At 74.0% G+C, this 20,069-nt stretch carries 16 protein-coding genes; 5 read left to right on the forward strand and 11 right to left on the reverse strand.

What is annotated here, in order from left to right; translation table 11 throughout:
* Window positions 1–479: 479 nt before the first annotated feature.
* From AC0AIB_RS09835 to xylA, 3 genes are all read right to left on the reverse strand, one after another.
* Window positions 480–1,892, reverse strand: a complete 1,413-nt coding sequence (locus AC0AIB_RS09835; protein ID WP_328343561.1) for an MFS transporter — start codon at window positions 1,890–1,892, stop codon at window positions 480–482.
* 121 nt (window positions 1,893–2,013) lie between these two features.
* Window positions 2,014–3,522: a xylulokinase gene (locus AC0AIB_RS09840; protein WP_465096458.1), complete on the reverse strand. Its 1,509-nt coding sequence runs from the start codon at window positions 3,520–3,522 to the stop codon at window positions 2,014–2,016.
* An 11-nt stretch (window positions 3,523–3,533) separates the two neighbouring features.
* Window positions 3,534–4,721: a xylose isomerase gene (xylA, locus tag AC0AIB_RS09845; RefSeq protein ID WP_328343557.1), complete on the reverse strand. Its 1,188-nt coding sequence runs from the start codon at window positions 4,719–4,721 to the stop codon at window positions 3,534–3,536.
* Between the two features lie 70 nt (window positions 4,722–4,791).
* On the opposite strand from xylA, the gene AC0AIB_RS09850 reads away from it, so the two are divergent.
* Window positions 4,792–6,054, forward strand: a complete 1,263-nt coding sequence (locus AC0AIB_RS09850) for an ROK family protein (RefSeq protein ID WP_328343555.1) — start codon at window positions 4,792–4,794, stop codon at window positions 6,052–6,054.
* Between the two features lie 127 nt (window positions 6,055–6,181).
* The gene (locus AC0AIB_RS09855; RefSeq protein WP_328343553.1) at window positions 6,182–7,858 is read left to right on the forward strand and encodes a PP2C family protein-serine/threonine phosphatase; all 1,677 of its coding nucleotides are present in this window, start codon (window positions 6,182–6,184) and stop codon (window positions 7,856–7,858) included.
* Between the two features lie 19 nt (window positions 7,859–7,877).
* Here AC0AIB_RS09855 and AC0AIB_RS09860 read toward each other — a convergent pair whose 3' ends face one another.
* Window positions 7,878–8,396, reverse strand: coding sequence for a MarR family winged helix-turn-helix transcriptional regulator (locus AC0AIB_RS09860; RefSeq protein ID WP_328343551.1), 519 nt, complete (start codon window positions 8,394–8,396; stop codon window positions 7,878–7,880).
* An 87-nt stretch (window positions 8,397–8,483) separates the two neighbouring features.
* Here AC0AIB_RS09860 and AC0AIB_RS09865 point away from each other — a divergent pair, with 87 nt between their 5' ends.
* Window positions 8,484–9,617: a PP2C family protein-serine/threonine phosphatase gene (locus AC0AIB_RS09865; RefSeq protein ID WP_465096459.1), complete on the forward strand. Its 1,134-nt coding sequence runs from the start codon at window positions 8,484–8,486 to the stop codon at window positions 9,615–9,617.
* 50 nt (window positions 9,618–9,667) lie between these two features.
* Here AC0AIB_RS09865 and AC0AIB_RS09870 read toward each other — a convergent pair whose 3' ends face one another.
* From AC0AIB_RS09870 to AC0AIB_RS09900, 7 genes are all read right to left on the reverse strand, one after another.
* Window positions 9,668–11,155, reverse strand: coding sequence for a sugar transferase (locus tag AC0AIB_RS09870; protein WP_442930625.1), 1,488 nt, complete (start codon window positions 11,153–11,155; stop codon window positions 9,668–9,670).
* Between the two features lie 213 nt (window positions 11,156–11,368).
* Window positions 11,369–13,111 (reverse strand): VWA domain-containing protein, encoded by a 1,743-nt coding sequence (locus tag AC0AIB_RS09875; RefSeq protein WP_328343547.1) that lies wholly within the window; start codon window positions 13,109–13,111, stop codon window positions 11,369–11,371.
* Between the two features lie 166 nt (window positions 13,112–13,277).
* On the reverse strand, window positions 13,278–14,309 hold the full coding sequence (locus AC0AIB_RS09880; protein ID WP_328343545.1) for a lactonase family protein: 1,032 nt from the start codon (window positions 14,307–14,309) through the stop codon (window positions 13,278–13,280).
* Window positions 14,310–14,342: 33 nt separating this feature from the next.
* Window positions 14,343–14,945, reverse strand: a complete 603-nt coding sequence (locus tag AC0AIB_RS09885) for a GTP-binding protein (RefSeq protein WP_328343543.1) — start codon at window positions 14,943–14,945, stop codon at window positions 14,343–14,345.
* Window positions 14,926–15,315 carry a DUF742 domain-containing protein gene (locus AC0AIB_RS09890; RefSeq protein WP_328343541.1) on the reverse strand — a complete coding sequence of 130 codons (390 nt, stop codon included), beginning with the start codon at window positions 15,313–15,315 and terminating at the stop codon, window positions 14,926–14,928. Before AC0AIB_RS09890 ends, AC0AIB_RS09885 begins: the two co-directional genes overlap by 20 nt.
* A complete protein-coding gene (locus AC0AIB_RS09895; protein WP_328343540.1) occupies window positions 15,305–15,727 on the reverse strand; it encodes a roadblock/LC7 domain-containing protein in 423 nt (140 codons plus the stop codon). Before AC0AIB_RS09895 ends, AC0AIB_RS09890 begins: the two co-directional genes overlap by 11 nt.
* Window positions 15,727–18,057: a sensor histidine kinase gene (locus AC0AIB_RS09900; RefSeq protein WP_465096460.1), complete on the reverse strand. Its 2,331-nt coding sequence runs from the start codon at window positions 18,055–18,057 to the stop codon at window positions 15,727–15,729. Before AC0AIB_RS09900 ends, AC0AIB_RS09895 begins: the two co-directional genes overlap by 1 nt.
* A gap of 420 nt (window positions 18,058–18,477) precedes the next feature.
* Here AC0AIB_RS09900 and AC0AIB_RS09905 point away from each other — a divergent pair, with 420 nt between their 5' ends.
* The gene (locus tag AC0AIB_RS09905; RefSeq protein WP_328343536.1) at window positions 18,478–19,071 is read left to right on the forward strand and encodes a hypothetical protein; all 594 of its coding nucleotides are present in this window, start codon (window positions 18,478–18,480) and stop codon (window positions 19,069–19,071) included.
* A 13-nt stretch (window positions 19,072–19,084) separates the two neighbouring features.
* Complete coding sequence (locus AC0AIB_RS09910; RefSeq protein WP_465096461.1) at window positions 19,085–19,945, forward strand: hypothetical protein; 861 nt, start codon at window positions 19,085–19,087, stop codon at window positions 19,943–19,945.
* Window positions 19,946–20,069 lie beyond the last annotated feature (124 nt).

The raw sequence follows: 20,069 nt of genomic DNA on the forward strand, positions 1-20,069 counted from the left end.
CACACCTCGACCGGGTGGCCCCGTTTCCTTTTGATCGTCCCCGGTTGGTGACACCTCGGTCGGGCGGCCCGGTTCGATTTCCTGCCCCTGTCGTACGCATGATCGGGGCGCTGTCGTCGGGTCGGATGACGTTGATGAACCACTGATAGGGAGACCACCCGAACCGGGGCTGAGGCGTACGCCCCCGATCGGTGATTCGTTAACGTCATCAGCTCTAAAGGATGCGACCGAGGTAACCATGGCCTCCCGGAAAGCTGCGGTGACCAGGCCCGCGCCGCCCGGCGGCAGACCGTGACAGCCACGAACGCGACCGACCCATCCGTACCCGAAGGCAACCATGACGAGGCCCGCGCACCGGCCGCGGCCGATCCGTGGGCCAACAGGTCGGCGCAGAGCAGGCCAAAACCAGGCCCAAAGCAGGCCCAAAGCAGGCCCAAAGCAGGCGCAGAGTAGGCGCAGAGTAGGCGCAGAGGGCCGTTTCAGCGACGTTCGGCGCGGCGGTGCAGCAGGTCGCGTACCGCCTCGATGTCGCGGGGCGAGGTGCGCGAGGCCAACCAGTACATCAGCCCGGTGGGAATGAAGAAGAGTTGGAACGCGGCCAGCCCGACCGCGTAGTTCAGCGGCGGTGGGAAGGCCGCCCGCAGGGCGTGGAAGACCGCCCCGACCAGACCGTTGCCGGCCGCCCGACCCACCCCGTTGACCAGGTTGCCCAGGCTGTAGACGGTGCCCCGGTGCTCCGGCGGGTTGACGTCGGCGATCAGGGCGAACCAGTTCGGTGAGTTCGCCGAGGTCAGCGCCAACGCGACGACGGCGGTGAGCAGGCTCAGCCCGACCGTCGGTTCGGTCACCACGCTGGCCAGCACCGCAGCCACCACCGCGCCGGTGCCGCCGCCGTCGGGCACGTCGATCCGGATCGGCACGAAGAACAACACCAGGTAGAACGGCAGCGCCGCGAGGACGCCGACCGCCGCGACCAGGGCCCTCCCCCGGGGGGTACGCCGTTGCAGCGCGTCCCCGGCCAGCCCGCCGACGATGGAGAACACCCCGCCGAGCTGGAACAGGGTGGCGAAGACGCTGCCCACCACGACCGCCGTCGCCGCCGAATAGCCCTGGTCCTGGGCCCGCTCGGCGAACAGCACCGGCAGCCACACCAGCGAGCCGAACGCCGCCTGCGCGGTGAGGCCCTGGAGGATCAGCCACCTGTTGGTCCGTCGGCCCAGGATTCGCGGCAGGTCGGCCCGGGTGATCCGGTAGTCGTACTCGACGCCGGCGTCGATCGCCTCGGCCAACTCCGGCTCGCTCTGCCCGCGCCGGATGTCGTACGTCAGGAGGTAGGCCACCGTGGCGACCAGGCCGACCACGGTGAGCAGCAGGAACGGGCGTCGCCAGTCGGTGGCACCGAGCAGCCCACCGGTGAGGGTGCCGGCCAGGGTGCCGACCCCCTGGGACAGCCCCCAGAAGCTCATCACGAGGCCCCGTCGGCGCGGCGAGATCAGGTCGGTGACCACGGAGAACCCGACCGAGCCGACCGCGCCCAACCCGATCGCGGCGACCAGTTGCGCGGCGAGGAACGTCGGGAAGCCGGTGGCCAGGGCGCTGCCGCCGGTGCCGGCCGCCCAGACCAGCGTGCCCACCATCAGCAGCGGCTTGCGGTTGGTCCGGTCGCCGACGTACGCCCAGGCCACCGCAGCGACCGCGCTGACCAGGAAGCTCACCGCCGTGACCAGGCCGAGCATCCGCTGCGGCACCCCCAGCGCCCCGGAAATCGGCCCGTACAACGGGGGCACCAGCCCGATCGCCACGTTGTCCAGCGAGGCGAGCACCACGAACACCACGACGCTGTAGAGGCGGTGCACCGCGTTCCCGCGCCGGGAGATCCTGCTGCCGGTCATGTCCGGCAGCCAACCAGGTACGCCTCCCGTCCCGACGACCGGCCCCACCGGACCGGCACTACCGGGCCGGGCCACCGGACCGGCCCCGCCGGGCGACCCCGGTCGTCGGCCGGGTGGGTCACTACTCCCCGGTCGCGGCCACCCGGTCGAGAGTACGGTCGCGGGCCTCGGCGTACCGCTGCCTGATGGCGGGGACGGGCTCCGCCGCGTACTCCTCGGTGTCCTTGGGGGCCCAGGTGGGCGGGGTCGCCCCGCCCAGGGCGACCCAGGCGGCCTGGCGGGCCGCGCCGTCGGCGACGTACTCCCCGGGCGGGGGCACGACCACCGGGCGACCGAAGACCTGCGGCGCGATCCGGCGGACCGCCGCCGAGCGGGCCCCGCCACCGACCAGGATCACCCGCTCGACCGTGGCCCCCTGGGCGACCAGCGCGTCGAGACCGTCGGCCAGCGCGCAGAGCATCCCCTCCACCGCCGCGCGGGCCAGGTGGGCCGGGGTGGCGGTACGCAGGGTGAGGCCGTGCACCGAGCCGGTGGCGGTGGGGCGGTCCGGGGTCCGCTCCCCCTCCAGGTAGGGCACCATGACCAGGCCGTCCGCCCCGGGCGGGGCGCTCAACGCCAGGTCGGACAGCTCGTCGAGGTCGACGCCGAGCAGCGCCGCCGCCGAGTCGAGCACCCGGGCCGCGTTGAGCGTGCAGACCAGCGGCAGGAACCGGCCGGTCGCGTCGGCGAAGCCGGCCACCGCGCCACCGGAGTCGGCTGCCGGCGTGTCCGCCACCGCGAAGACCGTGCCGGAGGTGCCGATCGAGACGACCACGTCGCCCGGACCGGCCCCGACGCCGAGCGCGGCGGCGGCATTGTCCCCGGTGCCGGGACCGAGCAGGACGTCCCCGCCCGGCAACGGCGAGCCCGCAGCGCCGTCGGGCCGGCCGGCGTCACCGACCGGCACCGGCCGACCGTCGCCCAGCACGGTCGGGTCCAGCACGCCTGCCTGGTCGGCCGGGCCGAGTACCGTGGGCACTTCGACGACCCTGCCGAACGCCCGCTCCAGCAGGTCAGGACGGTATTGCCCGGTCGCCGGGGACCAGTAGCCGGTGCCGCTGGCGTCGCCCCGGTCGGTGCGCAGCGCCGCCAGCCCGGGGGCGCCCGCCAACCGCCAGGTCAGCCAGTCGTGCGGCAGGCAGACGGCGGCGACCCTGGCCGCCCGCTCCGGCTCGTGCCGGGCCAGCCAGCGCAGCTTGGTGGCGGTGAAGCTGGCCACCGGGACCAGGCCGACCGCGTCGGCCCAGAACCGGCGGCCTGTCTCCCCACCGCCGGCCTCGGCGATCAGGTCCCGGGCGGCGTCGGCCGACCGGGTGTCGTTCCACAGCAGCGCCGGCCGGACGACCTCACCCGCCTCGTCCAGGCAGACCATCCCGTGCTGCTGGCCGGCGACCGCCACGGCCGCCACGTCGGCCAGCCCGCCGGCCGCCTCGACGGCGGCCAGCAGGGCATCCCACCAGGCCCGTGGGTCGACCTCGGTGCCGTCCGGGTGCGGCGCGCGGCCCTGTCGGACCAGCACGCCGGTCTCCGCGTCCCGGACGACCACCTTGCAGGACTGGGTGGACGAGTCCACCCCGGCGACGAGCGGCATGTCGGGCCGCCTCAGCGCGCGCCGAGCAGGTGCTCGACGGCGAGCTGGTTGAGCCGGACGAAGCCGAAGCCCTTCGCGGCCGTCGCGTCCACGTCGAAGTCCTCGAACGCGGACCGGTCGGCGAGCAGCTCGGCGTAGCCCTCGCCCGCGCTCAGCGTGGGGCTGGCCAGTTCGTCGACCTTGCTGGCGGCGAGCGCCTCGGCCACCTCCGGGTCGGCCCGGAACGCCGCCGCCCGCTCCTTGAGCAGCAGGTAGGTGCGCATGTTGGCCTCGGCCGACGCCCACACCCCGGCGATGTCCTCGGTACGGGAGGGCTTGTAGTCGAAGTGGCGCGGACCGTCGTACGCCGGGCCACCGTTGGGGCCGCCGTTCTCCAGCAGGTCGACCAGGGCGAACGCGTTCATCAGGTCACCGTGGCCGAAGACCAGGTCCTGGTCGTACTTGATGCCCCGCTGGCCGTTGAGGTCGAGGTGGAACAGCTTGCCCTGCCAGAGCGCCTGGGCGATGCCGTGGGCGTAGTTGAGCCCGGCCATCTGCTCGTGCCCGACCTCCGGGTTGAGACCGACCATCTCGGGCCGGGCCAGCTCGGAGATGAACGCCAGCGCGTGCCCGACGGTGGGGAGCAGGATGTCGCCGCGCGGCTCGTTCGGCTTGGGCTCGATGGCGAACCGCAGGTCGTAGCCCTGGTCCACGACGTACTGGCAGAGCACGTCGACGGCCTCGCGGTAGCGGTCCAGCGCGGCCCGGATGTCCTTGGCCACGTCGTACTCGGAGCCTTCGCGGCCACCCCACATGACGAAGGTCTTGGCGCCCAGCTCGGCGGCGAGGTCGACGTTGCGCAGCACCTTGCGCAGCGCGTAGCGACGGACGTCGCGGTCGTTGCTGGTGAAGCCGCCGTCCTTGAACAGCGGGTGGGTGAAGAGGTTGGTGGTGACCATGGGCACGACCAGGCCGGTCTCGTCGAGCGCCTTGCGGAACCGGGCGAGCTGGGCCTCCCGGGCGGCGTTGTCCGCGCCGAACGGGATCAGGTCGTCGTCGTGGAAGGTGATGCCGTACGCGCCCAGCTCGGCGAGCCGGTGCACGGCCTCGACGGCGTCCAGCTCGGGGCGGGTGGCGTCACCGAACGGGTCACGGGCCTGCCAGCCCACCGTCCAGAGCCCGAAGGAGAACTTGTCGGCAGGAGTGGGACGGGGTGCCATGGCAGACCTCCGGTGGTGATGATGGTGGCGGTGGGTGTGTCGCGCACAATTTGTTCAGTGGTTGAATTAAATGGCGGGGCTGTGGCACTGTCAAGGGGTGACCGACACCCGGACCGCCGGCGCGGTCCGCCAGGGAAGCCTGCGCGAACTCAACCTCGCCGTGGTGCTGCGGCGGATCGCCACCACCGGTCGGCCGCCCTCCCGGGCCGAGATCGCCGCCGACACCGGCCTGACCCGGGCCACCGTCTCCGCCGTCGTCGACGACCTGATCGCCGGGCGGCTGGTCACCGAGGCCGACCCCGCGCCCCGCACCGGCGCCGGCCGACCCGCCCGGGGGCTGCTGCTCGGCGACACCGGCCCGGCCGGGCTCGGGCTGGAGGTCAACGTCGACTACCTGGCCGCCTGCGTGGTGGACCTCACCGGTGCCGTCCGACACCACGAGGTACGCCGGGTCGACCTGCGCCCGCTCTCCCCCGCCGACGCGCTCGCCGGCCTGGTCGCCCTGGCCACGCGGGTGAGCGCCGCCGCCGCCGACGCGGGGCTGACCCTGGCCGGGGCGGCCCTGGCCGTGCCGGGCCTGGTCGACGCCCACGGACTGGTCCGGCTCGCCCCCAACCTGGGCTGGCGGGACGTGGACGTGCCGGGCCTGCTCGCCGCCCACCCCGCCCTCACCGACCCGGTCGACGGGGTGCCGGCACTGCTGGTGGAGAACGAGGCGAACCTGGCCGCGCTCGGCGAACTGCATGCCCGCCCCGGCGGGCCACAGAGCTTCCTGCACGTCTCCGGCGAGATCGGCATCGGTGCCGGGATAGTGCTCGACGGGGCGCTGTTCCGGGGCTCCCGGGGCTGGAGCGGCGAGCTGGGCCACGTACCCGTGGATCCCGGTGGCCCCACCTGCCGCTGCGGCGCCCGGGGCTGCCTGGAGACGTACGCCGGGCAGGAGGCGGTGCTGGCGGCGGCCGGGCTGGCGGGCGCGGACCTGCCGGCCGACACCGCCGCCCGCCGGCTGGCCGACCTGGCCGGGGCCGGCGACCCGGCCGCGCTCGCCGCGCTGCAGGCCGCCGGCACCGCGCTCGGGGTGGCCGTCTCCGGCGTGGTGAACCTGCTCGATCTGGACACCGTCGTGCTCGGCGGCGGATACGCGACACTCGCGCAGTGGCTGTGCCCGCCGGTGCTGGCCGAACTCGACGACCGGGTGCTCACCAGCGGGTGGTCCCCGGTCACGGTCCGCCCGGCGGCGCTCGGGGCCGAGTCCGCCGCCGTCGGCGGGGCCGGTTCGGTGGTACGTCGGATCATCGCCCGTCCGTCCGGGTGGCTGTCCCGCCCGGACTGACCCCCTGCGCGCTGGGCGATCACCGCCCCACCTCGGTACGCTTTCCCTGCGGCAAGGATCTTTCTACCGAGGAGAGCACTCCCAGCATGCGCAGAGGTCGACAGGCCGACGCGCCCGGCGACCGGCGGTGACGACGACCCACCGGGACGGGCCCGTCGGCCCGGCGGGTGGGGGTGCCCGGGCGGCGCGCACGCCGGCCGACCCGTCACCGGACCAGCCGTCGCCGACCGACCCGCAGCTCGCCCGTGAACTGCTCGACGGCCTCGCCGAGGCGGTGGTCACCACCGACCACGCCGGGCGGGTCACCCTGGCCAACGCGATGGCCGGGCACCTGCTGCCGGAGCTGACCCCCGGCACCGACCTGGCCTGCGGCGCCGTGCCGGCGCTCGCCCGAGCGGTCGCCCAGGGCATCAGGACGTTCGCCACCGAGCACCACGGCCGCCGGCTGCGGGGCGAGGGCCGTCGGCTCGCCGCCGGTGGTCACGCCTGGTACGTGCGGGACGTCACCGACGAGCAGGCGCGGGCCGACGCGCTGCTGGCCGAGCGTGCCCGCACCACGTTCCTGGCCCGCGCCGGCAGCCGGCTCGGGCTGTCCCTGGACCGCGCGCAGACACTGCGGGCCGCGGTCACCCTGCCGGTGCCCTACCTGGCGGACGCCTCGCTTGTCGTGCACCGGTCGCCGCAGCCCGGCGGAGACCTCCCGCGCTGGCTCCGGTACGCCGACGGCGAACCCGGCCCGGTCGAGGTGCCCGGCGGTGCGGGGCTGATCGACGAGGTCCCCCGGCTCGTCGAGGCACTCGGCGACGAGCCCACCGACCCCGGTCCCTGGCTCGACGCCGACCCGGCCGTCCTGGCCACCGTGCTGCCGGCGAGCTTCGGCCGCCCCGGCACCGTGCTGGTCAGCCCGATACTCAGCCCCGGCCGCCCGGCCGGCGCGCTGATCCTGGTCCGCCGGGCCGGCCGGGCCGGGTTCGACCCACGCGACATCGAGCTGGTCAGGGAATTCGCCGCCCGGGCCGGGTCGGCGGTGGCAGCCGCCGAGCTCTACGGTGCGCAGGCCCACCTGGCGCGGGTGCTCCAGCAGAGCCTGCTGCCCCCACGGCTGCCCCCGGTGCCGGGGGTCACCCTCGCCGGCGGCTACCGGGCCGCCGGGGACACCCTGCGCATCGGCGGCGACTTCTACGAGGTCTTCCCCACCGCCACCGGTGCGCTGTTCGCCCTCGGGGACGTCTGCGGCAAGGGGGTCGGCGCGGCCGTGCTCACCGGGCGGGTACGCCAGTCGTTGCGGACCCTGCGGCTGGTCGAGCAACGCCCCCGGGAACTCGTCGCACTGCTCAACCGGGCGTTGTTCGACTTTCCCGACACCGCCCGGCGTGGCCAGTTCACCACCCTGCTGCTGGGCACCACCGAACCGGAGCCCGACGGCGGCGTACGGGTCCGCATCGCCGGTGGCGGGCACCCGTCCCCGATCGTGGTACGCGCCGACGGGAGCACCGTCGCGGTCCGGGTGGGCGGGATGCCGATCGGGGCGTTCGCCTCGGCGACCTTCGCCGAGGCGGAGATCCGGCTCGCCCCCGGGGAGCTGCTGCTGGCGTACACCGACGGGGTGACCGAGGCGCGCGGCGGCCCGGCGGGCGTCGAGATGTTCGGCGAGCACCGGTTGCGCCGGGCGCTCGCCTCGGTGGCCGGGCTGCCACCGGCCACCGTGATCGACCGGCTGCGGCAACTCGTCGACAAGTGGCTGGACGGGGAGAGCCACGACGACATCGCGATGCTGGCCGTCCGCGCGGCGTACCCGGCCTGACCGCACCCGGGCGGCGGGGTCAGGCCGTGCGGACCACCGACGGACCGTCCGGGGACGTCCGGGGCCGCACCGGCGGGGGTGCCGCCGACCGGAACTCGACCACCGGACCGGTCGCCCCCTCCCGTGCCCGCGCCACCCGGTCGAACTCCACCAGCCCGTGCAGCAACGCCTGCCGCCCCTCGCCGCTCATCTCGGCCAGCACGTCGGCGAGCCGCTGGCGACGGTCCCGACGCAGCTCGCCGAGGAGGCGAGCCGCCTCCGGGGTCAGGTGCAGGGCGATCTCCCGCCGGTCCTGCCGGCCCGGTTCCCGCTCCAGCATGCCGGCGGCGACCAACCGGTCACAGAGCCGGCTCGCCGAGGAGAGCAGCATGTCCAGCAGGGCGGCGAGCCGACGGAGGTTGATCCCGTCGTGCCGTTCGACCACCATGACGGCGCGCAGCTGCGCGCTGGACAGCCGGCTGGTGGTGCTCTCCCGGGCCGCCTCCCACACGGACAGCAGGGCCCCCGCCGCGGCGTCCAGCTCGGCGACCATACTCATGTCTGGTCCACGAGGACCAATTTCTTCGGCCATGGTGGGCCCGAGACTACCCCCCTTACCAGGGGATCTGCGCTGTCAGGAGGCGTGATGACGAGCGGCGGCGAGGCCCGGGCCCGACAGGCGCTGACCGAGGCGCCGGCAGATCTGCTGCTGGACCGGCTCGCCGACGAGCTGGCGCGGGCCCATCGGATCACCGGCGTGGAGCTGTTCCAGGTCGACTACCGGCTGTCGGTGCTGCTGCCGCTGGGCGACGGGGAGCCGCTGACCGGCCCGGGGCACCCGGCCTGGCGTTGCTTCGACCACCAGCAGCCGGTGCGCGCCGACGGCGTCGGCTGGTTCCCGGTCGGGATGCGGGGTGAACGGCGCGGGGTGCTGCGGTTGACCCCGGTGCCCGACGACCCGACGACCGTCGAGGAGCTGGCCCGCATCGCCACCGCCCTGGGGCACGAGCTGGCCGCCGTCACCGCCGGCACCGACGTCTACCGGGCCTCCAGCCGGGCCCGCCGGCTCACCCTGGCCGCCGAGATGCAGTGGGAGCTGCTGCCGGGGCGCAGTCGGGACCGTCCCTCGTTCCGCCTCGCCGGCCAGCTCGAACCGGCGTACGCGGTGCGCGGGGACAGCTTCGACTGGTCCGACGACGGCGACCGGCTGTGGCTGTCGACGATCAACGGCACCGGCGAGGGGGTGGCCGCCTCGATGCTCACCGCGCTGGCCACCCACGCGCTGCGCAACGCGCGCCGGGGCGGGCTCGCCCTCGCCGACCAGGTCGCCCTCGCCGACCAGGCGATCTACGCCCTGCACCGGGGTGAGCAGCACCTGTCCGCACTGGTGATGGAGCTGGACCTGGCCACCGGCGTGTTGACGGCGGTGGACGCCGGGTCACCCCGGCTGGTGCTGCTGCGCGACGGCGAGGTCAGCGAGCAGGTGCTGGAGAAACAGTTCCCGCTGGGCATGTTCGAGGACACCGACTACCGGCATCAACGCTTCGAACTGCGCCGCGACGACCGGCTCTTCGTACTCAGCGACGGCGTGATCGACGCGACCGGTCAGCAGGTCCGCTACGGGGAGGCGGCGCTGGACCGCTTCCTGCGGCGTACCGGCCCGATGACGCCGCTGGACGCGGTCCGTTCGCTCATCGGCGACCTGCGTGCCTTCGTCGCCGGCGACCTGATCGACGACGCGGTGGTGGTCTGCCTGGACTGGACCGGCCCGCAGCCGTGAGCCTAGGCCGGGCCGGGGCCGATGCCGAGGGCCGGGATCGGCGGCCGGGGTCAGTAGGCCCCGCGGCCCCGCAGCACCGCGCCGAAGGTCTTCCACAGGATGGTCAGGTCGGCGGCGAGCGACCAGTTCTCCACGTAGTAGAGGTCCAACCGGATGCCGTCCTCCCAGCTCAGGTCGGACCGGCCACTGACCTGCCAGAGACCGGTCATGCCGGGCTTGACCAACAGCCGGCGGGCCACGTCGCCGTCGTAGCGGGCCACCTCGGAGGGCAGCGGTGGGCGGGGACCGACCAGGCTCATCTGGCCGAGCATCACGTTGACCAGCTGGGGAAGCTCGTCGAGCGACCATTTGCGCAGCAGCCGCCCGATCCGGGTGACCCTCGGATCGTCCCGCATCTTGAACATCAGCCCGTTGGTCTCGTTGCGGACGGCCAGCTCGGCGAGGAGCGCGTCGGCGTTGACCACCATGGTGCGGAACTTCAGCACGCCGAACTCCAGGCCGCCCTGCCCGACCCGGGTCTGCCGGAACAGCACCGGGCCCCGGCTGTCCAGCTTGACGGCCAGCGCGATCACCGCCACCAGCGGCAGCAGCAGCAGGAGTGCCACCGCGGCGGCGGACCGGTCGACGAACTCCTTGACCAGCTTGCGGGCACCCCGGAACTCGGGCGCCTCGACGTGGATCAGCGGCAGGCCGGCGACCGGCCGGGTGTGGATGCGTGGACCTGCCACGTCGGTGAGCGCGGGGGCGACGACCAGGTCGATCCCGGTGCCCTCCAACTGCCAGCCGAGCCGGCGCAGCCGGGTCGCGGTCAGCTCGCCGGACGCGGTGACCGCCACGGTGTCCGCGCCGATCGCGGTGGCCGCCTCCGGGATGCCCCGCAGGGAGCCGACCACGGGCACGTCGCTGAGCCGTTGCGGCACCGGGGCGAGCAACGCGTCGGGAATGCACGCGCCGACCACGTGGTAGCCCGCGTACGGCTCCCGGCGCAGGGTGTGCACCAGCTCCAACACGTGCGCGGTGTCCCCGACGACGAGGACCCGACGGGACCAGCCGCCACCCCGGCAGCGGGCCCGGTGCAGCGCCTTACGGGCGGCGAACCGGGTGACCACCAGGCCGACCGTGCCGACGGCGAAGGAGATGCCGAGGAAGCCCCGGGAGACCCCGGCGTCGAAGATGTACCCGGCGATCGCGACCCCGCCGGCGAGTCGCAGGCTGGCCCCGCTGACCCGCCGGTACTCGTCCGCGCCGTAGCCGAGCACCCGGTTGTCGTAGCAGCGCAGCGCCTTGAGCGAGACCAACCAGACGAGCACCAGGGCCGGGGCCACCACCACGTACGGGATCTCGGAGCCGCGCGGCACCGCGTCGCCGAACCGGGTGGCGTAGCCGGCGAGGACCGCGAGCGACAGCACGGCGGTGTCCAGCACCACGAGCGTGCGTACGTAGCCCCGCTGGCTGGTCTGGGATCGGGTACCCGCCGACCGGCCAGCTGGCGCCGACGGCGGAGTACGGACGGGCGTGGACAGCGTCGCCGGGGTCACCCAACCTCCCCCACATCACACTGGTCGCTTCCGGGCCTGGTGTTCACCGGTGCGGGCCCACCACCGGGGCGCTCCCAACATCCTGCCCTACAACGACGTACACCGATTGCTTCGGACGCATTACCGTCAGTTTCTCTACCCGGCCGGAGCCGGAAAGGGCACCACTGCACCGGTTTGCCCGGCGCGGCGGGTTCCTCTGCTCTGTGTGAGGGCTCAGCGAGGTGCGTTCGGACGCAACGCGATGGCCTTCAGGAAGATGTCACCGATCTTGGACGGGTCCTCGGTGACGAAGGCGCCGCCACCTGTGACGTTGGTGATCGACTGGAGTTCGGCCTTGGAGACCTCGCTACCGATGCCGATGACGACCACCTGCACCGGCCGCTCCGGGTCGTTGAGTTGCTTGAGCCGGCTGATCAGGGCGGGCTGGGAGATGCCGTCGTCGTCCTCGTTCTTGCCGTCGGTGAAGAGCACCACCGAGTTGACCCGGCCGGGTTCCCAACCGTCCTGGACGGTCTTGTACGCCGCCAGCATGGTGTCGTACAGGCCGGTGTCGCCGCTGGACGGGCGGATGCCGGCGAGCCCCTGCTCCAACTTGCCCCGGTTGCCGGACAGCGGGTTGATCGGCTCGATCTCCCGCCAGTCCCGCGAGCCGACCAGCTTGGTGGAGAAGGTCCACAGCCCGATCGACCAGGAGTCGTCGAAGAGGTTCAGGCCCCGGCTGGCCGCCGCCACGGTCACCTGCTCCCGGCTGGCGTTGTTGGCCGACGGGACCGGGGTCTTCATCGAGCCGGAGACGTCGATGACGCAGAGCATCCGCCCCGACTGGGTGGCGATCGACCATCCGGAGACCGCCCGGTCGATGGCCACCGGGTCCAGGCCGCCCGCGGCGGTCCCACCGGCCGGGGGCACGGCCGTACCGCCGCCGGCCGGGCTCGGCGCACCCTGTGGCGCCTGGAAGCCGTCGCCCCAGTTGCCGTCCGGGGCGCGCAGCGACTGGACCGCCAGCCGGTTCTTGAAGCCCTGCGTGGTGAGCAGTTCGAAGAGCACCTTCGCGGCCGACGACTTGGCCTGGTCGATCCCGGGGAGCACCGCGTACGGGTAGTCCAGCGGCATCGGCGACGGCTCCAGGTAGAGCGCGGCCAGCGGGATCGGCGGCTTGGTGCTGTTGTAGGCGATGACGTCTTCCTCGGAGAGCGCGGCGGCACCGAGCGCGCTGGCGATGGACGTCGGGTCGTTGGAGCGTGGGAACCGGGCCAACAGGTCCTGCCGCAGCGCCGAGCGACCGGTGGCCAGTGCCCGCAGGGCGGCCGTGGTCGCCTGCTGGGCGTCGCCACCGCCGCCGCTGGCGGCGGCGGTGAGGGAGAGCAGGCCGGAGAGCCCGGCGGCGTCCTGGGTCGGCTCGACGATGCCGGCCCGCAGGGGCTTGTCGCTGCGTACGGCGCGCAGCATGTCGTTCCAGGTGAGCTTCTTGTCCGGCCAGCCGAACTTGGTGGCGGCCACCGGCTGTGGCATGGCCACCACGACCGGGCTGCGGGCGATCGAGGCGCCGTTGCCCGGCGCGAACGCGGTGGCGCCGCCGCTCTTGAGGCGCAGCAGCCAGGTCGACGAGTCGGGAATCCAGACGTCGGGGGTGACCGCGGTGCCGCTCGCCTGCCCCACCCCGGCGAGGCTGGCCCCGTGCTTGCTGGCCACCGCGGCGGCCACCTCCACCGGCTCGGAGGCGGTGACGTTCACCTTGATGCAGGTCCCGCCGACAGCGGCCCCGTCCGCCATCCACTGGGCCGCCGCCGCCTCGACAGCCGGCGCGACCTCAGGCGCGGCAGCCACGCCGAGCTGGATCTCACCGGAACAGGACGGTCCCGCCAACTGCTGGTAGCCGACCCAGGAACCCGCGACCACGACGACGAGCGCGGTCGCCGCCGCGGCGGCGCCCGCTCCACGGATTGTTGAACGCATGCGATGGCGGCCAGACACGCTGACCATCTTGCGTATCTCGTTCGCTTTCTGCCATGACCGTTCGGACGAAAGTTACGCAGGAGAAACAGTTGATCACCGTTTTCCCACTCTGCGTAACCAAACAGTCTCGTGACGTGGCACTGAACCACACCGGACAGCCCAGGGATCAGGGCAGTACGCAGGTGGGGCTGGGGGTGGGGAACGGCTCGCACACCGGCGACGGCACGCCCGAGTCGGGGTCGACCCAAAACACCCGGATCATGTCGGCCCGCTCGTCGGCCACATAGAGGTGCCGCCCGCGCAGCGCGAAGTGGCGGGGCCACTCCCCGCCGGTGGCCACCTCGTCGACCAGCCGGGGCAGCTCCCCGTCGAGGGCGAAGACCGCCACCGTGCCCACCCCGCGGTTACCCACGTAGAGGAACCGGCCGTCCGGCCCGACGGTGACCTCCGACGGCTGGACGTGACCGGCCCGCGCACTGGCGTCCACCCGACCCCGCTGGTGCAGCACCCCGTCGGCGGTCACCTCGTAGGCGGTCACCGTCGCGTCCAGCTCGCCGACGAGCCAGCAGCGCCGCCCGTCGGGGTGCCGGGCCAGATGCCGGGGGCCGGTACCGGGGACCGTCCGCACCCGGGGCGCCCGCGGCGTCAGCCGGCCCGAGCCGACGTCCAGGTCGTAGCGGTAGACCGAGTCGGTGCCCAGGTCCACGGCGAGCAGCGGGCCGGCGCCGGGATCCGGCGACACCATGTGGCAGTGCGCCTGCTCCTGACGCTCCGGATCCGGGCCGTGCCCCTGGTGCACCACCAGGTCGGTGCGCTCCCCCGGCACCCCGCGTCCGTCCAACGGCAGGACGGCGACGCTGCCTCCGCCGTAGTTGGCGACGAAGAGGTGCCCACCGTCGGGGGCGACCGCCAGGTGGGCCGGCTCGGCACCCCCGGTCGACCACACCCCCAACGGGGTCAGCCCGCCGTCGGGATCGACGTCGAAGGCACTGACCTGCCCCTCCGGCAGCTCGTTGACCGCGTAGAGCACCGGCCGGTCGGGATGGCGGACGAGGAAGGACGGTGCCGGGGTCACCGCGACCGTGCCGAGGGGGGTCAACTCCCCCGACTCCGGATCCCGTCGGGCGGCGACGATGCCCTCACCACGCCCACCCGTCTGCGCCGTGTAACCACCGATGTGCACGATCGTGCCCGTCACCGCACCACCCTCCGTCGAACCGGACCGGGTCGGTCAGCCTACCGGCACCGGCTCGCCGCGCTGCCGCGCCACGTGCTCGACCAGCGAGATCAGCACCAGCTTGCCGGACTGCCGGTCCCGGGCGTCGCAGAGCACCACAGGCACCTCCGGCTCGATGTCCAACGCCTGCCGGACCGCGTCGACGCCGAACCGGCGGGTGTCCTCGAAGCAGTTGACCCCCACCACGAACGGGATGCCGCGCTGCTCGAAGTAGTCGATCGACGGAAAGCAGTCGGCCAGCCGACGGGTGTCGGCCAGCACCACCGCGCCGAGCGCGCCGAAGGCCAACTCGTCCCAGAGGAACCAGAACCGGTCCTGCCCCGGGGTGCCGAACAGGTAGACCTGGAGATCGTCGGTGATGGTGATCCGACCGAAGTCCATCGCCACCGTGGTGGTCGACTTGCCCTCCACCCCGGAGAGGTCGTCGGTGCCGATGCCGGCGTCGGTCAGCACCTCCTCGGTCTGCAACGGCCGGACCTCACTGAGCGCGCTCACCAGGGTCGTCTTGCCGGCGCCGAAACCGCCGGCGATGAGGATCTTCAGGGCCAGGGGCAGCCTGGCCGGTGAGGAGTCGCGATCAGAGCGCACGTAGTCCACTGACCACCGCCTTGAGGATGTCGTCGTCGGGAATGCCGGCGGTGGCCGGCGGCTCGTGCACGGTGACCAGCCCCCGGGCGAGCAGGTCACCGAGGAGGACCTGGACCACCCCGAGGGCGAGGTCCAGGTCGGCGGCGAGGTCCACGACCGCCACCGGGTGCCGGGCGTACTCCACCAGCCGGCGGTGCTCCGGTTGCAGGCCCGGCTGACCGTACGGGTCGACGCCCGCCGCGGCCAGGACGAAGGCCACCAGGTCGAAGCCGCCGACGGCGGGCCGCACCCGACCACCGGTGAGGGTGTACGGGCGGACGACCGGGCCGGCCGCACCGTCCAACCACTCGTGCTGGGGGCCCGGCTGCTCAGCCCGCATCGGCGATCCCCACCGCCGCCCTGGCCGGCGCGGTCAGGTTCTCGCCGACCCGGACGACGAGCATCGCCATCTCGTACGCCACCAGGCCGATGTCGGCGTCCGCCGCGCAGGCGACCGCGAGGCAGGCGCCCTGCCCGGCGGCGGTCACGAAGAGGTACGCCTCCTCCATCTCCACCACGGTCTGCCGCACCCCACCGGCGGCCAACTGCCTGCTGGCCCCCTTGGCCAGGCTGGAGAAGCCCGACGCCAGTGCGCAGAGGTGTTCGGCGTCGGCGCGCTCCAGCCCGGCGGAGGCGCCGAGCAGCAGGCCGTCGGCGGAGAGGACCACCGCCTGCCGGGCGGCCGGCACCCGCTCGACCAGCTCGTCGAGCAACCAGCCGAGGTCGGCGTTCTGCCTTGTCGTGTGCACCACTAGGCGTCCCTCTCAGTCGCGGTGGAATCGGGCGTCGCCACCGGACCGGCCGGCGACTGTGCAACGGCGTCGTCCCGCCTCCCCGGGTCGTCACCGACGGTCGGGTCGGGCCGGACCGGCGACACCGGATGGACGCCGCTGCTCTCCAGGCGACCCCGGGCGGTACCGGCCTGGAGGGCCGACATCTGCCGCCGTACCTCCTCGGGCGAGCGGGCGGTGGGCGCGTCGTGACCGGCTGCCGGACGTGGGCGGGCCACCGGCCCCTGGCGACGGACCCGGCGGGGCAGCCCCTCGCCGTCGGGGGCCGCCTCCACCGAGGAGGTACGGGCCGGGGCGAACGGCAGCACGGTCGGCTCCGGCCGGGCCCGGACGGCCCGGGTGGTCCGTGGCCGGGGCAGGGTGGTCAACCGGGTCGCCGGCCGGTCGCGGGCCGGCGGGGCGACAGGCGGTTCCTCGGTGACCAGGTCGGCCGGGACGTGCACCAGCGCGGTGAGCCCGACCGTGGTCCCGGCCCGCAGAGTGACCCGGACGTCGTGCCGGGCGGCCAGCCGGGACACCACGAACAGGCCGAGCCGGGCGCTGTCGGCCGGGTCGAACTCCGGCGGGGTGGCAAGTCGCCGGTTGGCGTCCTCGACCGCCTGCGGGGACATCCCGAGCCCGTGGTCGATGATCTCGACGAGGTAGCCGTCGGCCGTCGCCGCCCCGGTCACCTCGACCCGACGCTGCGGTGGGGAGAACGCGGTGGCGTTCTCGATCAGCTCGGCGAGCAGGTGGATGACGTCGGCGACGGCCCGGCCGAGCAGCCCGGCCGACTCGACCCGACCGATGTCCACCCGGTCGTACGCCTCCACCTCGGAGATCGCGCCGCGCAGCACGTCCAGCACGGCGACCGGCTGCCGCCAGCCCCGCCCCGGGGCCGCCCCGGCCAGGATGACCAGGTCCTCGGCGTGCCGGCGCAGCCGGGTCGCCAGGTGGTCGACGCGGAACAACTCGGCCAGTTCGTCCGGGTCCTCGGCGCGGCGCTCCATCCGGTCGAGCACGGCGAGCTGCCGGTGCACCAGCCCCTGACTGCGTCGGGCGAGGTTGAGGAAGACCTCGTTCAACCCGCGTCGCAGTGTCACCTCGTCGATCGCCGAGCGGACCGCCACCCGGCTGACCTCGGTGAACGCCCGGCCCACGTCGCCGATCTCGTCCGCGCCGTAGGACAGCGGCGGTGCCTCCCGGGCCACGTCGACCGGCTCGCCCCGGCGCAACCGGGCCACCACGTCGGGCAGCCGGTGCCCGGCCAGTTCGAGCGCGGCGCTGCGGACCGCGGTCAACCGGCGGGCCAGCGTCCGGCCGACCCGGACGGCGACCAGCAGCGACACCACGATCGCGACGAGCCCCAACACCCCGGCGGCACCGAGCCGGACCAGGATCGTGACGGCGACCGGTACGGAGCGCTCGGCCAGCCCGTCGGCCTGACTCAGTTCGAAGTCCCGCAACTCCTGCTGGACCGCTTCCTGGCTGGCCTGCCAGTTCCGCGCGTCGACGGGTGGAGCGGCGGACGGCCCGGCGGTCAGCAGCCGCTCCTGCATGGTGCGCAGCCGGACGAACGCCTCCCCCTCCACCAGCCGCTGGTAGGCGGCCCGGTCGGCGGCCGGCAGGTCGGCCACGGCCGTCTCGACGAGGAACCGCTCGTTGGCGATGGTCTGCACCAGCCGTAGGTGCTCGCCCTCGGTGAACCGGCCGGTGACGAACGCACCGGCCAGCACCGCGTCGGTCTGGCCGAGCAGCTCACGGGAGCGGCCGACCGCGGTCAGGGCGAGCGCCTGCCGGTTCAGCTCGGCGTCGGGCAGGGCCGCCGTCGCGGCGAACGCCTGGAACGCCGAGGAGATCATTCCGCTGTAGAGCCCGATCGCACCGGCCCGGTCGACCTGCCTGCGGTCGATGAATCCCCGACCGGCCGGCAGCGCCTCCAGGGCGGCGCCGAGCGCGTCGAGCCGGGCGTCGAGCAGGTCGCCGGCGGCGTCCCGGAGCTGCTCGCCGGCCATCCTCCGACGGAGTTCGAGGATCGCCTCGTCGGTGCGTCGCCGCTGTTCGGCGAGGGCGGGCAGGGTCTCGGTGCCGGCCAGTTGGACCACCGAGGCCCGGCGCTCGCGTTGCAGCTCGGCCACCACCCGCTCGCCGGGACGACCGAAGTCCGACAGCAGGGTCCGGGCGGCGAGCAGGTCGAGCGCCGGCCCGAAGGTCAACGTGGTGGCGAAGATCCAGAGCGCCAGCAGGGCGGCCACCGGGGTGACGACCAGGGCGGTCAGCTTGGCGCGGATCGGCCAGTCGCGGGTGTCCATCAGTCCTCGCCCGGGGCGGAGTGTCGGCGGTGGCCGGGTGGTTCCGGCATCGGCGCCGGGCACCGGCACGGCACCTTGGGCAGGATACGTAATCCTGACGCTCAGCACTACCGTGCGTCCCCCGGCGTCACCGCTGCGTCGTCGTCGCCCGGTCCGCCGACCTCCCCGCGCGGGCCTGCGGAGCATCGGGTCGCCACCAGGTTGACCAGGCATCGACGGTGGGCAGCAGGCCCACGTCGACCCGTCGGCCGCTCCCCGGCGGCCGACCGGAATCGTGATCAGGTTTTTCCACCCGGATCGTGCCCCACGTCCGTGGTGACCGGTTCGGCGCGGTCCGCGGCGGCACCCGGTGGAGGAAATTCAGCGGATCGGGATTGGTGATCAGTGCGGGGAGGGAATACCGCAGAGGAAGGAGGAGCCATGTCGCCCACGCAGATAGTCCTACTGGTTCTCGTCGTACTGGTGGTGGCGGCGCTGGTCGCCGTGGCCGTGGTGGCCAACCGCCGGCGTGCCCTCAGGTCCCGGTTCGGCCCGGAGTACGACCGGGTGGTCGCCGAGCAGGACAGCCGCGGTGCCGCCGAGCGGGAACTGCGCGAACGGGAGCGCCGCCACGCGGAGCTGGAGCTCACCCCGCTCAGCCCGCAGGACCGGGCCCGTTACGCCGCCGCCTGGGAGGAGCTCCAGGTCCGCTTCGTCGACTCGCCGGCGGAAACCGTCGGCGACGCCGACGAGCTGGTCAGCCGACTGATCGCCGACCGCGGTTACCCGACCGGGGAGTTCACCGAGCAGGCAGCCCACCTCTCGGTGGAGCACGCCCGCACCCTGACCCACTACCGGGAGGCGCACGAGATCCGGGTACGCAACGAGCGGGGCGAGGCCGGCACCGAGGACCTCCGCCAGGCGGTCGTCCACTACCGGGCCCTCTTCGCCGACCTGCTCGGCGAGGAACCTGTCGGACACCGCCCCACCGAACAGCAGCACCCGGACAGCGCCCAGGACGCCACCACCCGCTGAGGAGAACACCGTCATGCGCCAGGAAGAACGACAGCTCGACAACGACCACCCGGAGACCGTCCGGTCCACTCCGGTGGCGGTGCCACCCCCGGACGCGGGGTACACCGACGCCACAGACGGGGACGCCAGGGCCGACCGGGACACCGTGACCGACCCGGACGGCGACGGCCGCCCGGAGTTCCACGAGCCGGCTCCCCTGCCGACCGCCTTCGGGGCGACGAGCGTGGGCGATGCGGTAGCCGCGTCGGCGTTGGCCGGTGGGCGACCGCAGGACGAACGGGACGCCCGGGACGAGGACACCGCACTGCCCGGCGACGGGGCACCGGGGCGTACCGAGCCGTTCGACGACGAGCGGGCCGACCCGACCGCGGCGGACCGGATCCACGACCGGGGGCGGCACGGCGGCCCGGACGTCGTCGACCGGGTCGCTCCCGGCGACCTGTCGGAGACCGACACCGCCGGATACGGCAGCGCCGACCCCGCCCTGGTCGACCCCGACGCGGCGGCCTCCGGCGGGGTGACGACGGTGGCGGCCGACGGCGGCGCGGCAGGTGCGGCGGTGGCGGCGGATGCCGGCCAGGTGTCCACCGGGAACGTGCCGAGCGACGCCGCCACCCTGTTCGAGGCGGACGCCGCGCAGGGGTTCCGGGACCGCTGGCGCGACGTCCAGCTCCGTTTCGTCGACGACCCCCGGGCCGCTGCCGACGAGGCGCAGTCGCTCGTCGAGGAGGCGATCCACGCCCTCTCCGAGGCGCTTGCCGCGCAGAAGGAGAAGCTGGGTGGCTGGCAGGGTGCCGGTGAGGCCGACACCGAGCAGCTCCGGGTGGCGGTCCGCCAGTACCGGGACTTCCTGGACCGCGTGCTGGGCCGCTGACCCCGCGCACCGGGCCGCCGAGGCCCTGGCGCAGACCCGACCACCATTGCCGAACCAGTCGACGCCCCGGCCGGAGCCACTCCCGGCCGGGGCGTCGTCGGCTCACCCCGAGTTCGACCCGGAC

This window comes from Micromonospora sp. DSM 43699, assembly GCF_055517075.1.

What these genes read in the sequence shown, in the direction of transcription:
- AC0AIB_RS09890 (WP_328343541.1), bottom strand. Translation starts at nt 15,315, where the DNA reads ATGCGGGCTGAGCAGCCGGGCCCCCAGCACGAGTGGTTGGACGGTGCG.
- AC0AIB_RS09875 (WP_328343547.1), bottom strand. Translation starts at nt 13,111, where the DNA reads ATGCGTTCAACAATCCGTGGAGCGGGCGCCGCCGCGGCGGCGACCGCG.
- AC0AIB_RS09865 (WP_465096459.1), top strand. Translation starts at nt 8,484, where the DNA reads ATGACGAGCGGCGGCGAGGCCCGGGCCCGACAGGCGCTGACCGAGGCG.
- AC0AIB_RS09900 (WP_465096460.1), bottom strand. Translation starts at nt 18,057, where the DNA reads ATGGACACCCGCGACTGGCCGATCCGCGCCAAGCTGACCGCCCTGGTC.
- AC0AIB_RS09835 (WP_328343561.1), bottom strand. Translation starts at nt 1,892, where the DNA reads ATGACCGGCAGCAGGATCTCCCGGCGCGGGAACGCGGTGCACCGCCTC.
- AC0AIB_RS09860 (WP_328343551.1), bottom strand. Translation starts at nt 8,396, where the DNA reads ATGAGTATGGTCGCCGAGCTGGACGCCGCGGCGGGGGCCCTGCTGTCC.
- AC0AIB_RS09910 (WP_465096461.1), top strand. Translation starts at nt 19,085, where the DNA reads ATGCGCCAGGAAGAACGACAGCTCGACAACGACCACCCGGAGACCGTC.
- xylA (WP_328343557.1), bottom strand. Translation starts at nt 4,721, where the DNA reads ATGGCACCCCGTCCCACTCCTGCCGACAAGTTCTCCTTCGGGCTCTGG.
- AC0AIB_RS09840 (WP_465096458.1), bottom strand. Translation starts at nt 3,522, where the DNA reads ATGCCGCTCGTCGCCGGGGTGGACTCGTCCACCCAGTCCTGCAAGGTG.
- AC0AIB_RS09850 (WP_328343555.1), top strand. Translation starts at nt 4,792, where the DNA reads ATGGCGGGGCTGTGGCACTGTCAAGGGGTGACCGACACCCGGACCGCC.
- AC0AIB_RS09905 (WP_328343536.1), top strand. Translation starts at nt 18,478, where the DNA reads ATGTCGCCCACGCAGATAGTCCTACTGGTTCTCGTCGTACTGGTGGTG.